Below are 15,181 nucleotides of genomic sequence, written 5' to 3'. Positions count from 1 at the left end.
AAACAGCTACTGCGCAGCCCAGCTGGCGCAATCGCGGTGGGCGGCAAACGGTGTCGCGTCAGGCCTGCGGCCGGGCTTCGGCGTTGACGACCGCCGGCGGCAGGATCTCAGGCTCCAATGGCTTCTCGGCCACTGGGGTCTTGAGCAGCATCTTCAACAATCGTGCGATGGTCGGGCGCATCTCCAGACGCGAGACCACCATGTCGACCATGCCGTGTTCCATCAGATATTCGGCGCGCTGGAAGCCGTCGGGGAGCTTCTCGCGGATCGTCTGCTCGATGACGCGCGGGCCGGCGAAGCCGATCAGCGCGCCGGGCTCGGCGATGTGAATGTCGCCCAGCATGGCATAGGACGCGGTCACGCCGCCGGTGGTGGGGTTGGTCAGCACCACGATATAGGGCAGGCCGGCTTCCTTCAGCCGGTCGACGCCGACCGTGGTGCGCGGCAATTGCATCAGCGAGAGGATGCCCTCCTGCATGCGGGCGCCGCCCGAGGCGGCGAACAGGATCAGCGGCCGCCTGCGCTGCAAAGCGACCTCGAAGGCATGGACGATGGCCTCGCCCGCGGCCATGCCGAGCGAGCCGCCCATGAAGGCGAAGTCCTGCACGGTAACCACCACCGGCAGATCTTCGATGGTGCCGACTGCGTTAAGAATCGCGTCCTCGAGGCTTGTCTTGGCTTTCGCCTCTTTCAGCCGATCGGTGTAGCGCTTCTCATCGCGGAACTTCAGCGGATCCTGCACGACCTTGGGGTTTTCCAGCGTCTCGTATCTGCCGTCGTCGAAGAAGTATTTCAGCCGCTCCTTGGCCGAGATCTTCATATGGTGGCCGGAAGACGGGATGACGAACTGGTTGGATTCGAGGTCCTTGTGGAAGATCATCTCGCCGGTCTCGGGATCCTTGATCCAGAGATTTTCCGGCATGTCGGTGCGCCGGCCGAGCATCGAATTGATCTTCGGTCGAACGTAGTTGGTGATCCAGTTCATCGCTTCGGCTCCTGTCCCGACGAAGAGACGTCCAGCAATTCCAGGAAAAGTGTGCGGCGGTTTTCCGTCCGGAATTGCGTAAAAACAAATAGTCAGACTATTCGGCGGCAGCAAGGCGGGCCGAGCGGACGCCCTGGGCAAGCCCGCTGACCAGCGTGGCGACCGCTTCGGCCGGATCGGCGGTCTTCTCGCCCTTGGGCCCGAGCACATTGGCGACCGCGTTGACAATCGCCGTGCCGACGACGACGCCGTCGGCGGAGGCGCCGATGGTACGCGCCTGCTCGGCGGTCTTGACGCCGAAGCCGACGCAGACCGGCAGCGCGGTGTGACCCTTGATGCGTTTGACCGCCGCCGACACCTTGGCAGTGTCGGCCAAGGCCGAGCCGGTGATGCCCGTCATCGACACGTAGTAGACGAAGCCGGAGGTGTTCTCGAGCACCTTCGGCAGGCGCTTGTCGTCGGTGGTCGGCGTCGCCAGGCGGATGAAATTGATGCCCGCCTTCAGCGCCGGAACGCAGAGCTCCTCGTCCATTTCCGGCGGCAGGTCGACAACGATCAGGCCGTCGATGCCGCTCACCTTGGCGTCGGCCAGGAAGCGATCGACGCCGTAAATGTAGATCGGGTTGTAGTAGCCCATCAGCACGATCGGCGTTTCGTCGTCCCCGGCGCGGAATTCGGACGCCATCTTCAGCGTCTTGACCAGCGTCTGGCCGCCTTTCAGCGCCCTGAGACCCGCCGCCTGAATGGCCGGGCCGTCGGCCATCGGATCGGAGAACGGCATGCCGAGCTCGATGACATCGCTGCCGGCGCCGGGAAGCGCCTTCATGATAGCGAGCGAAGTGTCGTAATCCGGATCGCCGCCCATGAAATAGGTGACCAAAGCCGGACGGCCCTCGGATTTGAGCTTCGCCATGCGGCGGTCGATGCGGGTCGTCATTGTCAGATCTCCATGCCCAGCATCTTGGCCACCGTGTGCACGTCCTTGTCGCCGCGGCCGGACAGGTTGACGATGACGATCTGGTCCTTGTCCATTTTCGGCACGATCTTCATCGCATGCGCGATGGCGTGCGCCGATTCCAGCGCCGGGATGATGCCTTCGACGCGGGTCGTCAGTTGGAAGGCCTCCAGCGCCTCGTCGTCGAGGATCGGCTGATATTCGACGCGGCCCGAATCGCGCAGCCAAGCATGCTCGGGCCCGACGCCCGGATAATCGAGACCGGCCGAGATCGAATGGCCGTCGAGAATCTGGCCGTCCGCATTCTGCAAGAGATAGGTGCGATTGCCGTGCAGCACGCCCGGCGCGCCGGCATTCATCGAGGCGCAGTGCTCGACGCCGTCGAGGCCGCGACCGCCGGCCTCGATGCCGATGATGCGCACATCCTTGTCGTCGAGGAACGGGTGGAACAGGCCAATGGCGTTGGAGCCGCCGCCGACGGCGGCGATGATGACGTCGGGCAGCCGGCCTTCCTGCTCCAGCATCTGGGCGCGCGCTTCCGTGCCGATCACCGACTGGAAGTCGCGCACCAGCTCCGGATAGGGATGCGGGCCGGCGGCGGTGCCGATCAGGTAATAGGTGTCCTCGACATTGGTGACCCAGTCACGCAGCGCTTCGTTCATGGCGTCCTTCAGCGTGCCGTGGCCGGCGGTGACCGGGCGCACCTCGGCGCCGAGCAGTTTCATGCGAAAGACGTTCGGGCTCTGGCGGGCGACGTCGGTGGCACCCATGTAAACCACGCAAGGATAGCCGAAGCGCGCAGCGACCGTGGCGGAAGCGACGCCATGCTGGCCGGCACCGGTCTCGGCGATGATGCGCTTCTTGCCCATGCGCTTGGCGAGCAGGATCTGGCCGAGGCAATTGTTGATCTTGTGCGAGCCGGTGTGGTTCAGGTCCTCGCGCTTGAAATAGACCTTGGCGCCGCCCCCGAGGCCCTTCGCCGAGGAAACCTCCCGAAGATGCCTCGTCAGGCCTTCGGCGAAATAGAGCTTGGACGGTCTACCGGCATAATGGGTCGAAAGGTTCTCCAGCTCCGCCTTGAACTCCGGATCATTCTTGGCCTTGTTCCACTGCTCTTCGAGATCGAGGATCAGCGGCATCAGCGTCTCGGCGACGAAGCGGCCGCCGAAAATGCCGAACATGCCCTGCTCGTCGGGCCCGGTGCGGAAGGAATTGGGCATAGCCGGCCTGTTCATCGCCGATCTCCTGAGTCTTTGCTTCTGAGCACGTCCTTATCGGAAAACCGGTTCCCACTTTTCCGGGACATGCTCGGGTTTGAAAACTTCCTCAGGCGGCGCGGTCGTCGCGCGCGGCCCTGACGGCCCGGAAAAACTGCTCGATCAGCGCCGGATCCTTGACGCCCGGAGCACTCTCCACGCCGGAGGAGATGTCTATCCCGGGCGGATTGGCCAGTCTGAGGGCATCGCCGACATTGGCGGCGTTGAGCCCTCCGGAAAGCATGTAATCGAGGCCGGCGTCAAGGCCGGCAAGGATGCGCCAGTCGAAGGCGACGCCATTGCCGCCAGGCAATTGCGATCCCTTGGGCGGCTTGGCGTCGAACATCAAGCGGTCGGCAACGCCGACATAGGGCTTTATCCGCTCGAGATCCGCGGCTTCGCTGACCGACAGCACCTTCATCACCGGCAGGCCGTAGCGGGTCTTGAGCTCGGCCACCTGCACCGGCGTTTCGGAACCATGCAGTTGCAGCATATCCGGCTGCATCCTCGCGACAATATCGTCGAGAAAGTCATCATCCGCATCCACGGTGACGGCAACCGCCTTGGCCTTGCCGATGGCCGCCTGGCGCAGACGGCCAGCCTCGGCCGGATCGACGAAGCGCGGGCTTTTGGCAAAGAAGATGAAGCCGACATGGCTGGCCCCGCCGGCAAGCGCGGCGGCCATCGCGGTGTCGGTCTTCAATCCGCAGATCTTGATGTCGAGCGTCATGGCGCGGGATTGGCACGAAAAGCCGCAAGAGTCGAGAAAAAGCATGCCGTTGCCGGGCCGGCGGAAAGCGCTACCTTTTCGAATAGGGACACAGGCGGGAGCAGGAAGATCATGACCGACAAGACCGTCGCCGAACTCAGACAGAAGATCGCGCAGGCGCGCGAGGTGATCGCGCATCTGATGGACAAGTCCGCTTTCAACGGCGCCGAGGCGCACCGGGCGCTCGACTATTTCGGCAGCGACGCGTTCGACCGGAATTTTCTGCCGTGGCCGCATGCAAGTGAGGAAGGGCTGCGGCCGGAGGAACTCAACGCGGCGAATGACGATTGAGCGGCTGCGCTGGGCCGCCAGCTATACGGGTGCCAGGGCGACGCCTACTCAAACACGATCGCCTGCAGCGCGCCGCCGTTGCGCTTCAGCCAGTCCTTGCAGCGATCGGTGTCGGGGCAGAGCTTTTCGCACAGCTTCCAGAATTTCGGTCCGTGGTTCATCTCTTTCAGATGCGCGACCTCATGCGCCACCAGGTAATTGATGACCGGCGGCGGCGCCATCATGATGCGCCACGAGAAGGACAGATTGCCCTCCGAGGTGCATGACCCCCAGCGGCTGGAGGTATCCTTGTAGCGGATCGCCTTGGCGCGCTTGCCGATCGCCTCGGTGTGCTTGACCACCAGCTTCTCGATCTCGCGCTTGGCCTCGCGTTTCAGATAATCGGCGATGCGGCGCGGCAGGTGGACACGCTCGCCATGGATGATGAGCAGCGGGCCGCGCTCGTCGCGCGCGATGGTGACGGTGCCGCGTTTCGCCGGCTCATGGACGATGCGGTGCGGCACGCCGCGGATCGGGATCTTGATGCCGGGCCGCACCTGCGGACGCATCGGCACCTTGGCCAGGCGCTGCTCCAGCCAGTCCTGATGGCGTTCGAGGAACTTCTCCACCTCGCCGCGGCGCAAGCCGGGCGGCACGGTTATGCGCAGCCCCTGGCCGCCGGAATCGATACGCAGCGTCAATCGCCGGGCCCTCGCGCTCTCGACGATTTTGAGCGGCAGGGTGCGGCCGGCGACGCAATGCTCGCGCTCCACGACGGGCTTGGGTTCTGGCTTGGTCAGATTGCGAAAGAAGCCGAGGGTCATGGCCGGACGATACGCGATTCGAGAAAAACGACCAGTAGAGTGAGGCTACATGGAGAACAAACAAGAAACGGCGCCGCTCGCGCGACGCCGCATGTCGGCCGAGCCTTATGATTGAGGCTCAGTCGTCAAGGAGGTTCGACCCCTTGCCGCGCTTCGGCCCCGTCGCTCCGGTCGGACCACTCGTCGTGGTCGGCGCGGTCCGCTTGTTACGCTCGGTCATGAAGCGGTCGAACTCTTCCTGGTCCTTGGCACGGCGCAGCTCGCGGGCATACTCGTCGAATTCGTTCAGCATCTCGTCGAGCTTGCGGCGCTCCTCGGCGAGGCGCTCAAGTTCCTTCTCGCGCCAGTCGTCGAAAGCGACGTTGCCGGTGCGGGACGAGCCATGGCCCCAGCGGGCGGCCTTTTCCGAGCCGCGGCGGCAGCCGGCGAAGATGCCGTCGGTGGCGCGGTTGACATCGCGCTTGAAGCCTTCGAGCCGGTCGCCCCAGATGATGTAGGCGAGCATGGCGAAGCCGAGCGGCCAGAACACCATGAAGCCGATGACCATCAGCGCGATGGTCGCCGGCGTCCAGGCCGGACGGATCAATGCACTTGTGTTCATTTTCTCCCAATCCTTCCGTTGGAGACAGCCAAACCGGCTGCGTGGAATCGAAATGGGAAGGCGAAATCGGCGATTCAAGGCAAGTCCGGCCAAAACCGGCGAAAGGCCTGAAATGATTATCGCTTTTTGAATTTCTCGAGGAAAAGCACTGCCATTCCGGCGACCAGCCCCCAAAAAGCCGCGCCGACGCCGAACAAGGTGAGCCCCGAGGCCGTCACCGCAAAGGTGATCGTGGCCGGCATGCGCTCGCCCGCATCATGGAGCGCGATCGAGAGCGCGTTGGCTAAAGGCGCCATCAGCGCCAGGCCGGCGACCAGCACGATCAGGCTCTGCGGCAGGACGGCGAAGATCGCCACCAGCGAAGCGCCGAAGATGGCGAAGACCAGATAGGCGAGCGCATAGAACGGCCCCGTCTTCCAGCGCTCGGCGGGATCCGGATGGACATCCGGGCCGGTGCAGATCGCCGCGGAGATCGCCGCCAGATTGGTCGTCGAGGCGCCGAACGGCGCCGAGAGCAGCGAGAACAGCCCGGTGACGCCGATCAGCGGGCCAGGTTCCGGGTGGTAGCCGGCGGCTTTCAGCACCGCGAGACCGGAGAGGTTCTGGGAGGCCATGGTGACGAGGTAGAGCGGCAAGGCCAGGCCAATGATCGCCGAAACGGTGAACTGCGGAGCGATCAGCGTCAGTGTCGACAATTCCGGCGCCGGCAGGCCGCCGACGCGGCCGGTGAGGAAGGCGGCAAGGCCGCCGCCGATCAGCACGACAAGGACCGAAACCGCCGGGTTGAACAGCCGGATGACGAAGAAGGCGGCGATCAGCGGCAGGATCAGCCACGGATCGGCGGGAATGGCCTTGACCGCACTGATGGCGAAGCCGACCAGGATGCCGGCCAGCATGCCGGACGCCACCGAGGCCGGAATCTGCGCGATCAGCCGGGTCAGCGGCTTGAACAGGCCGGTGGCGATCAAGAGGATGCCGGTGACGATGAAAGCGCCGACGGCTTGCGCCATGGTGAAGCCGCTGGAGGCCGCGATCAGCGCCAGGCCCGGGGTCGACCAGGCGGTGATGACCGGCATTTTCGTGCGCCAGGACAGCCACAGGCATTCTAGGGCCATGGCCAGGCAGATCGCCGTCACCCCGCTCGCGGTCTCGATCTGAGTGGCGCCGATCGCCTTGGCGGCGGCAATGACGATGGCTAAAGTGCCGCCAAAGCCGACGATGGCCGCAACGAAGGCGGATATCGGGATTGAAATGCGCATGCTCATGAAACCCGCTGGACCAGGTCGCCGACGGCGCGGTTGAGCATGTCGAGATCCTCCGGGCGGGAGAGGCGATGATCGCCGTCGGGGATAAGCGACAGCGTGACGTCATCGGCCGGCAGCAGTGCGGCGAGCTTCAGCGCATGGCCGGAAGGCACGTCGGGATCGGCGAGACCCTGCAGGATATGCACCGGGCAATGAGTGTCGATCGGCCTGGTCATCACCCGGTTCGCGCGGCCGTCCTCGATCAGCGCGCGCGTGTAGATATAGGGCTCGGCGGAATAGTCGGACGGTTCCTCGAAAAATCCCTTTTTCGAAAGGTCGCGCTTCTGCGCCCTGGTCAGCACCGGCTCGATCAGCTCGACGGTAAAGTCGGGCGCCGGCGCAAGCAGCACCAGGCCGGCGATGCGGTCGTCGCCGGCCTTGCGCAATTCCTGCACCATGCGCAGCGCAATCCACGCCCCCATCGAGGAGCCGACCAGGATCTGCTTGCCCTTGCTGAAGCGGCGAAAGACAGCGAGGCTCTCGGCCAGCCATTTCGAGATCGTGCCCTCGGCGAATTCGCCGCCCGATTCGCCGTGGCCGGAATAGTCGTGGCGCAGATAGGCGCGGCCTTCGCGGCTCGCCCAGGCCGACAGCGCCTCGGCCTTGGTGCCCAGCATGTCGGACTTGTAGCCGCCCAGCCAGACGATGCCCGGCGCTGAGCCCGGCGCCTGCCTGACAGCGATCTGCGTTCCGTTCACGTCGATGAAAACTGGTGCGCTGGCGTCCATGACCTCGTCCTTCCGGCCGGTCTTTTGGCACATCCGGCGGTTCGCGGAAAAGTGCTCGCACCTTTTCTTTGCTTGGTGCAGGCAATGGCAAGCTTTGAGGTGATTTCCTGGCGAGGCTGTGCTATTGACTCCGGCCGCGCGCTCACCACATAGGCGCGTCCAAGCGATTGAACTCAAAGAAACCCTGAACGAAACGGCCGAGGAGACCACGACCATTCGCAGACCTTTCAAAGCAGCGGCCCCGACCAAGGACGGTCCGCGCTCCAATCGAGACATCCGGGTGCCCCGGGTCCAGCTCATCGACGCAGAAGGCCACAACCGTGGCGAAGTTTCCATCAACGACGCGCTGCTGCTGGCCGAAGAGGCCGGGCTGGATCTCGTCGAGATATCGCCCAACGCGCAGCCGCCCGTCGTCAAGATCCTCGATCTCGGCAAGCTGAAATACGCCAACCAGAAGAAGGCGGCCGAGGCGCGCAAGAACCAGAAGGTCATCGAGATCAAGGAGATCAAGATGCGCCCGAACATCGACAGCCATGACTACGAGACCAAGATGAAGGCCGTGCGGCGCTTCTTCGAGGACGGCGACAAGGTCAAGCTGACGCTGCGTTTCCGCGGCCGCGAAATGGCGCATATGGAACTCGGCATGCAGCTCCTGAACAAGGTGCGCGAGGAAGTCGCGCCGATCGCCAAGGTCGAGGCCGAGCCGAAGCTCGAAGGCCGACAGATGATGATGGTGCTGGCGCCCCGCTGACGGTGCGCCTCACGTTTCCTTTCCGTCCTGGAGCCATTCCGGCGCGATCGCCGCAAACTGTCGCGCCGATCACGGTTTCGCGAAGGAGAATTGACCGGCCGGCGCTGCTTGGTGCTCCAAAATCCGCCTGAATTGCCGCGCAGGGCGACCCGACGATCGGCGGGGCGCCTGTTTTTCTATCCGATCGCCGGCTTCTCGACGATCGAGCTCCTCGATCGCGAGCAAATCGACGATCGGATTTTCCCGATCGCGACCAAATCGACGATCGGATTTTCCCGATCGCGATCAAATCGACGATCGGATTTTCCCGATCGCGATCAAAACACGACGATCGGATTGGCCATGGTCGATGAAACAAAGATCCCGACCGACAACCAGATAGAAGGGTTGGGCGGCTACCAGTATATGCGCCGCATCGTGCTGGCGGTGCTCATCGTGGTGCTGTTTGCGGCACTCCTGTTCGGCCAGTCGACGTTCCCTCCCGAGACGCCCGTGCACGAGACGATCGAGATGTTCGGCGTGCTCCTGATCTTCCTGGGCATCGTCGGGCGCTTGTGGTCGACGCTCTACATCGGCGGCCGCAAATCCTCCGAAGTGGTCACCGGCGGGCCCTATTCGATCACCCGCAACCCGCTCTATCTGTTCTCGACCGTGGCGGCAGCCGGCGTTGGCGCGCAGATCGGCTCGTTTTCCGGCATCATCCTCTTCGCGGTCCTTTGCGCCGGCGCGTTCCACATCGTCATCCTGCGCGAGGAGCGCTATCTCAAGGAAGTCCTCGGCGCTCCCTACAAAGCCTATCTGGCGCGCGTGCCGCGCTTCTTTCCAAAGCTTTCGCTCTACCAGGAAGGCGACACCGGCAGCTTCAAGCCGCGCCTGCTGTTAAACACGCTGCTCGACGGGCTGGTATTCCTGGTGGCGCTGCCGGCCTTCGAACTGATCGACGGCGCGCAGCAGTCGGGGGTGCTGCCGGTGTGGTTCACGCTGCCCTGAACGGGACAGCGCGCCGCAGGGCGTGAGGTGTTGCGCACGAGCCCTGTTTGATCTATAGGACCGCCGTTCTGCGTATCGGGTCGGAAATCATCTCTGATTTACGGAAAGCACGATACGCAGAGCAAAAACAAAAACCGCCCGGCAGGGCATGCCGTGGCGGTTTCATTTGCTTTTCGGGCTCTGGTCGGCCCGAAGCGAGAAAAGAAGCGCGATGGTGCGCCACATTACGGAGTAGCAAAATGCCCAAGATGAAGACCAAATCGGCCGCCAAGAAGCGGTTCAAGATTACCGCCACCGGCAAGGTGCTGTCGGCTGCCGCCGGCAAGCGCCACGGCATGATCAAACGTTCCAACAAGTTCATTCGCGATGCCCGCGGCACGATGGTTCTGGCTGAACCGGACGGCAAGAAGGTCATCAAGAATTTTCTGCCGAACGGCCTTTAAGCATTCGGTCCGGAACAGCGTTTTAAGGAGATCATGACATGGCACGCGTAAAGAGAGGCGTCACCGCCCACGCCAAGCACAAGAAGGTCCTGAAAGCCGCCAAGGGCTTCTACGGCCGTCGCAAGAACACCATCCGCATCGCCAAGCAGGCGGTGGAAAAGTCGCTGCAGTACGCCTATCGCGACCGCAAGAACCGCAAGCGCTCGTTCCGCGCGCTGTGGATCCAGCGCATCAATGCAGCGGTGCACGAGCACGGCCTGACCTATGGCCGCTTCATCGACGGCCTCAACAAGGCCGGCATCGAGATCGACCGCAAGGTTCTTTCGGACATGGCCATCCACGAGCCGCAGGCTTTCGCAGCCCTTGTGGCCAAGGCCAAGGTGGCGCTCGAATATCTGAAGAACACCACGCCGAATGCTTTTGAGAGCGCTGTCGCCTAAGCCAGCGCTTCCCAAGCATTCGCTATTCTGATTTGGGGAACCCGCGCTGGCACGGCTGGCGCGGGTTTTTCTTATGCCTGATGCAACCAAATTGGTGACGCACCGGACCCCGGTGGTTGCCCGATCGAGAGAGTTTCGCCGTGAACGCCACCGCTGGAAATCTTGAAACCCTTGAAGCTTCTTTGATGGCCGACATCGCGGCCGCGGCCGACGAGCAGGCGATCGAGGCTGTGCGCGTCTCGGCGCTGGGCAAGAAGGGCTCGGTCTCCGAGATGCTGAAAACGCTCGGCGCGATGAGCGCCGAGGAGCGGCAGGTCAAGGGCCCGGCGATCAATGGGCTGAAGAACCGCGTCACCGAGGCGCTGACGGCGCGCAAGTCGGAGCTGAAGGACGTGGCGATCGCGGCGCGGCTCGCCGCCGAAACGGTCGACGTCACGCTGCCGGTGCGCCAGTCGCCGGCCGAGCGCGGCCGCATCCATCCGATCAGCCAGGTGATCGACGAGATCGCCGCGATCTTCGGCGACCTCGGTTTCGCGATCGCGGAAGGTCCGGACATCGAGACCGACTACTACAATTTCACCGCGCTCAATTTCCCCGAAGGCCACCCGGCGCGCGAGATGCACGACACCTTCTTTTTCCAGCCGGACGAGAACGGCGAACGCAAGCTTTTGCGCACGCACACCTCGCCCGTGCAGATCCGCACCATGGAGCAGCAGAAGCCGCCGATCCGCATCGTCATCCCCGGCAAGACCTACCGGCAGGATTCGGACGCCACGCACTCGCCGATGTTCCATCAGGTCGAGGGGCTGGTGATCGACAAGACCGCCAACATCGCCAACATGAAGTGGGTGCTGGAGGAATTCTGCAAGGCCTTCTTCGAAGTGCCGAGCGTCAAGATGCGCTTTCGGCCGTCCTTCTTTCCGTTCACCGAGCCCAGCCTCGAGGTCGACATCCAGTGCGACCGCTCGCGGCCGGGCGAAGTACGCTTCGGCGAAGGCTCCGACTGGATGGAGATCCTGGGCTGCGGCATGGTGCATCCCAACGTATTGCGTTACGGCGGGCTCGATCCCGACGAATACCAGGGCTTTGCCTGGGGCATGGGCATCGACCGCATCGCCATGCTGAAATACGGCATGCCGGACCTGCGCGCCTTCTTCGACGCCGACGTGCGCTGGCTCACGCATTACGGCTTCCGGCCGCTCGACATGCCGACGCTGTTCGGGGGCCTTTCCACATGACTGCTCCCCACACCGGGGGCTGCCGCTGCGGTGCCGTGCGGTTCGAGGCCTCGGCCGAGCCGCACCACATCAGCTATTGCCATTGCGGCGATTGCCGGCGCGCCAGCGGCGCGCCGGTGTCGGCCTTTATCGGCTTCGCGGCCGACCAGATCGCGCTCGAAGGCAAGTCGCTGAAGAGCTACCGGAACGGCCCGGTGGCGCGCTCGTTCTGCGGCATTTGCGGCTCGCCGATCGCCTATAGCGACGAGCGGCTCGCCGGCCATATTTACTTCACGCTCGGCGCCATGGACATGCCTGCCTATTTCAGGCCGACGCTGCATGCGCATGTGCGCGAGCAGCTGCCCTTCCTGCATATGCCCGATTCACTGCCGCGGCACCTCAAGACGAGCGTGGCTAGACCTGACGCGCAAAGCCCTTCCTACGGAACACAGTCATGAAATTCACCCTCTCCTGGCTCAAGGACCATCTCGAGACCGACGCTTCGCTTGCCGAAATCGTCGAGCGGCTGACGGCGATCGGCCTCGAAGTCGAACATGTCGACGACAAGGCGGGCCTAAAACCCTTTGTCATAGCCAAGGTGCTGACTGCCGTGCAGCATCCCGACGCCGACCGGCTGCGGGTGCTTACGGTCGATACCGGCGACGGCAAGCCGCCGGTGCAGGTGGTGTGCGGGGCGCCCAATGCCCGCGCCGGCCTTGTCGGCGCTTTTGCTGCGCCCGGCACCTATATTCCCGGCATCGACGTCACGCTTTCGGTCGGCAAGATCCGCGGCGTCGAGAGCCATGGCATGATGTGCTCCGAACGCGAGCTGCAGCTTTCGGACGAGCATACCGGCATCATCGACCTGCCCGAAGACGCACCGGTCGGCACCAGCTTCGCCGCCTACGCCCATCTCGACGATCCGGTGATCGAGATCAACCTGACGCCGAACCGCCCCGATGCGACCAGCGTCTACGGCATCGCCCGCGATCTCGCGGCGAGCGGCCTCGGCCGGCTGACCGGGGGCGCGATCATGCCGCATGCCGGCGACGGCATGTGCCCGGTCAAGGTCAAGATCGAGGCACCGGAACTCTGCCCCGGCTTCGCGCTGACTCTGGTGAAGGGCGTGAAGAACGGCCCGTCGCCGAAATGGCTGCAGCAGCGGCTGATCGCCATCGGGCTTCGGCCGATCAGCGCGCTGGTCGACATCACCAACTACGTCACCTTCGACCGCGGCCGGCCGCTGCATGTGTTCGACGCGAAGAAGGTCGCCGGCAACCTTGTGGTGCGCCGCGCCAGGGACGGTGAAAAGGTGCTGGCGCTCGACGGACGCGAATACTCGCTGACGCCCGAGATGTGCGTGATCGCCGACGACAACGGCATCGAATCGATTGCCGGCATCATGGGCGGCGAGCATTCGGGCTGCGACGAGAACACCACCGACGTGCTGATCGAATCGGCGCTCTGGGACCCGATCACGACGGCCCGCACCGGTCGCACGCTCGGCATCATCAGCGATGCGCGCTACCGCTTCGAGCGCGGCGTCGACCCTGAGTTCATGGTGCCCGGCGTCGAGCTCGCGACCAAGCTGGTGCTGGAATTGTGCGGCGGTACGCCGACCGAAATCGAGGTGGCGGGCTATGCCGGCCACAAGCCGAAGATCATTTCCTTCCCGCTGTCGGAAGTGAAGCGGCTGACCGGCATCGAGGTGCCGAGAGAAGAAGCGCTCACTATACTGACCCGTCTCGGCTTCGAGCCGCGCAGCTCAGGTGACGCCGTCGAGGTGAAGGTCCCCTCCTGGCGTCCGGATGTCGACGGCAAGGCCGATCTCGTCGAGGAAGTGATGCGCATCCACGGCGTCGACAACTTAGCGCCGCAGCCGCTCACCTCGTATGACGCGGTCAACGGCAGGATCCTGACCATGCTGCAGGTGCGCACCCGGGCCGCCAAGCGCGCGCTCGCCGTGCGCGGCATGATGGAGGCGGTCACCTGGTCGTTCATTCCGGCGAAACACGCCGAGCTGTTCGGCGGCGGCCAGAACCGGCTGAAGCTCGCCAACCCGATCGCCGCCGACATGTCCGACATGCGGCCGTCGCTGCTGCCCGGGCTGATCAGCGCCGCCCAGCGCAATGCCGATCGGGGCATCGGCGACGTGGCGCTGTTCGAGGTCTCCGGCACCTATGAAGGCGACTTGGCCGATCAGCAGCGGCGCGTCACCGCCGGCGTGCGGCGGGGCACCGCCAAGCTCGAAGGCTCGAGCCGCAGCTGGGCCGGCAATGCCGGGCCGGTCGGGGTGTTCGACGCCAAGGCCGATGCGATCGCGGCGCTCGAAGCCTGCGGCGCGCCGGTCGACAGGCTGCAGATCGAGCCCGGCGGCCCGGCCTGGTACCATCCCGGACGCTCAGGCACGATCAAGCTCGGGCCGAAGACCGTGCTCGGCACCTTCGGCGAGTTCCATCCAAAGACGCTCGAAGTGCTCGACGCCTCCGGGCCGCTCTGCGGCTTCGAGGTCTTTGTCGATGCCGTGCCGGAGCCGAAGGCCAAGCCGACGCGCACCAAGCCGAAGCTGGAGCTTTCACCCTTCCAGGCGGTGAAGCGCGATTTTGCTTTCGTCGTCGACCGGGCGGTCGAGGCCGGCACGCTGGTGCGGGCAGCTTTGGCCGCCGACAAGAAGCTCGTCACCGGCGTTTCGGTGTTCGACGTCTTCGAGGGCGCTGCGCTCGGCGCCGCCAAGAAGTCGATCGCCATCGAAGTCTCGATCCAGCCGGTCGAAAAGACGCTGACCGACGAGGATTTCGAGGCGCTGGCCAAGCGCATCGTCGAGAACGTCAACAAGCAGACGGGCGGCGTGCTCAGAACATGAGGCATTGCGGGGCGATGGCGAATCGCCCTCCAAAGGGCGATGCACCATCTCCGCTATTCCGGCCTGCCTTTCGAGGAGCAACGCGCGGCGTTCCTCGAAATCGTGGCGGCGGACCCGCTGCTGGCCAAAACGCTGGCGCGAGTGCGTGAACTGGCGTTGCCGGACTGGCTGGTGGTCTCCGGCGCGCTCTACAACAGCGTCTGGAACCATCTCACCGGCAAGCCGCCGGGCTACGGCATCAAGGATGTCGATCTGTTCTATTTCGACGGCACCGATCTCTCCTACGAAGCCGAGGATGCGGTGATCCGTCGGGCGGCGCACCATTTCGAAGGACTGACGCTGCCGGTGGAGGTGCGCAACCAGGCACGCGTGCATCTGTGGTATCCGGCCAAGTTCGGGCAGGCATGCCCGCGCTACACGAGCGCGAGTGAATCGGTCGGCTATTTCGCATCGAAGACGCATGCGGTCGGGTTGCGGTTCGACGCAGACGAGGCGTTGGAGCTGGTGGCGCCGTTCGGGCTCGACGACATTTTTTCGTTCCGCATCACCCCGAACCGGGCGCTGGACAATCAGCGGACACATGAGGCGAAGGGGAAGAGGGCGCGAGAGAACTGGCCGGAGATCAGCGTGGTGCCTTGGTAGGCGCCAATCCCGGTGCACAAAGGGACAAATAGCCCTATGTCGGCGGGACAGCACCGGACATCTCCCCCGCAAGGGGGGAGATCAGCAGTTTTGGCGCTACGCCCTTCCTTCAACATTGGTAACTGGCGAAAGCAGGGATGACA

At 64.2% G+C, this 15,181-nt stretch carries 17 protein-coding genes; 9 read left to right on the top strand and 8 right to left on the bottom strand.

Annotated features, from left to right (window positions below):
- Positions 1-58: 58 nt before the first annotated feature.
- The 4 genes from accD to A9K66_RS12215 all read right to left on the bottom strand — a co-directional run bounded on the left by accD (position 59) and on the right by A9K66_RS12215 (position 3,926).
- Positions 59-985: an acetyl-CoA carboxylase, carboxyltransferase subunit beta gene (gene accD / locus A9K66_RS12230; protein WP_067323853.1), complete on the bottom strand. Its 927-nt coding sequence runs from the start codon at positions 983-985 to the stop codon at positions 59-61.
- Between the two features lie 97 nt (positions 986-1,082).
- Positions 1,083-1,922: a tryptophan synthase subunit alpha gene (gene trpA / locus A9K66_RS12225; protein ID WP_067323851.1), complete on the bottom strand. Its 840-nt coding sequence runs from the start codon at positions 1,920-1,922 to the stop codon at positions 1,083-1,085.
- A 2-nt stretch (positions 1,923-1,924) separates the two neighbouring features.
- The gene (trpB, locus tag A9K66_RS12220) at positions 1,925-3,175 is read right to left on the bottom strand and encodes a tryptophan synthase subunit beta (protein WP_067323849.1); all 1,251 of its coding nucleotides are present in this window, start codon (positions 3,173-3,175) and stop codon (positions 1,925-1,927) included.
- A 91-nt stretch (positions 3,176-3,266) separates the two neighbouring features.
- Positions 3,267-3,926 (bottom strand): phosphoribosylanthranilate isomerase, encoded by a 660-nt coding sequence (locus A9K66_RS12215; RefSeq protein ID WP_067324662.1) that lies wholly within the window; start codon positions 3,924-3,926, stop codon positions 3,267-3,269.
- A gap of 111 nt (positions 3,927-4,037) precedes the next feature.
- Here A9K66_RS12215 and A9K66_RS12210 point away from each other — a divergent pair, with 111 nt between their 5' ends.
- Positions 4,038-4,256: a hypothetical protein gene (locus tag A9K66_RS12210; RefSeq protein WP_067002948.1), complete on the top strand. Its 219-nt coding sequence runs from the start codon at positions 4,038-4,040 to the stop codon at positions 4,254-4,256.
- A 44-nt stretch (positions 4,257-4,300) separates the two neighbouring features.
- Here A9K66_RS12210 and A9K66_RS12205 read toward each other — a convergent pair whose 3' ends face one another.
- From A9K66_RS12205 to A9K66_RS12190, 4 genes are all read right to left on the bottom strand, one after another.
- Positions 4,301-5,059, bottom strand: a complete 759-nt coding sequence (locus tag A9K66_RS12205; RefSeq protein ID WP_067323847.1) for a M48 family metallopeptidase — start codon at positions 5,057-5,059, stop codon at positions 4,301-4,303.
- 118 nt (positions 5,060-5,177) lie between these two features.
- Entirely contained in the window at positions 5,178-5,660 is a 483-nt protein-coding gene (locus A9K66_RS12200) for a DUF2852 domain-containing protein (RefSeq protein ID WP_067323845.1), read from the bottom strand.
- Between the two features lie 116 nt (positions 5,661-5,776).
- On the bottom strand, positions 5,777-6,919 hold the full coding sequence (locus A9K66_RS12195) for a benzoate/H(+) symporter BenE family transporter (RefSeq protein ID WP_082953869.1): 1,143 nt from the start codon (positions 6,917-6,919) through the stop codon (positions 5,777-5,779).
- Positions 6,920-6,921: 2 nt separating this feature from the next.
- Positions 6,922-7,692, bottom strand: coding sequence for an alpha/beta hydrolase (locus A9K66_RS12190; protein ID WP_067324660.1), 771 nt, complete (start codon positions 7,690-7,692; stop codon positions 6,922-6,924).
- A 214-nt stretch (positions 7,693-7,906) separates the two neighbouring features.
- On the opposite strand from A9K66_RS12190, the gene infC reads away from it, so the two are divergent.
- The 8 genes from infC (at position 7,907) to A9K66_RS12150 (ending at position 15,038) form a co-directional block, all read left to right on the top strand.
- Complete coding sequence (gene infC / locus A9K66_RS12185) at positions 7,907-8,443, top strand: translation initiation factor IF-3 (protein ID WP_067003282.1); 537 nt, start codon at positions 7,907-7,909, stop codon at positions 8,441-8,443.
- Positions 8,444-8,785: 342 nt separating this feature from the next.
- Positions 8,786-9,433, top strand: a complete 648-nt coding sequence (locus tag A9K66_RS12180) for an isoprenylcysteine carboxylmethyltransferase family protein (RefSeq protein ID WP_067324658.1) — start codon at positions 8,786-8,788, stop codon at positions 9,431-9,433.
- A gap of 239 nt (positions 9,434-9,672) precedes the next feature.
- The gene (rpmI, locus tag A9K66_RS12175; protein WP_027166935.1) at positions 9,673-9,876 is read left to right on the top strand and encodes a 50S ribosomal protein L35; all 204 of its coding nucleotides are present in this window, start codon (positions 9,673-9,675) and stop codon (positions 9,874-9,876) included.
- A 38-nt stretch (positions 9,877-9,914) separates the two neighbouring features.
- A complete protein-coding gene (rplT, locus tag A9K66_RS12170) occupies positions 9,915-10,316 on the top strand; it encodes a 50S ribosomal protein L20 (protein WP_040968947.1) in 402 nt (133 codons plus the stop codon).
- Between the two features lie 185 nt (positions 10,317-10,501).
- Positions 10,502-11,554, top strand: coding sequence for a phenylalanine--tRNA ligase subunit alpha (gene pheS / locus A9K66_RS12165; protein WP_067323841.1), 1,053 nt, complete (start codon positions 10,502-10,504; stop codon positions 11,552-11,554).
- The gene (locus A9K66_RS12160) at positions 11,551-11,991 is read left to right on the top strand and encodes a GFA family protein (RefSeq protein ID WP_067002960.1); all 441 of its coding nucleotides are present in this window, start codon (positions 11,551-11,553) and stop codon (positions 11,989-11,991) included. The genes pheS and A9K66_RS12160 overlap by 4 nt, the downstream gene beginning before the upstream one ends.
- Positions 11,988-14,396 (top strand): phenylalanine--tRNA ligase subunit beta, encoded by a 2,409-nt coding sequence (gene pheT, locus A9K66_RS12155; protein ID WP_067323840.1) that lies wholly within the window; start codon positions 11,988-11,990, stop codon positions 14,394-14,396. Before A9K66_RS12160 ends, pheT begins: the two co-directional genes overlap by 4 nt.
- Before the next feature lie 39 nt (positions 14,397-14,435).
- On the top strand, positions 14,436-15,038 hold the full coding sequence (locus tag A9K66_RS12150) for a nucleotidyltransferase family protein (RefSeq protein ID WP_067323838.1): 603 nt from the start codon (positions 14,436-14,438) through the stop codon (positions 15,036-15,038).
- Positions 15,039-15,181 lie beyond the last annotated feature (143 nt).

This window comes from Mesorhizobium sp. AA23, from assembly GCF_001672435.1.
Classification (GTDB): domain Bacteria; phylum Pseudomonadota; class Alphaproteobacteria; order Rhizobiales; family Rhizobiaceae; genus Mesorhizobium.
The sequence above is the reverse complement of the archived record's forward strand: the minus strand, read 5'-3'. Positions and strand labels throughout refer to the sequence as shown.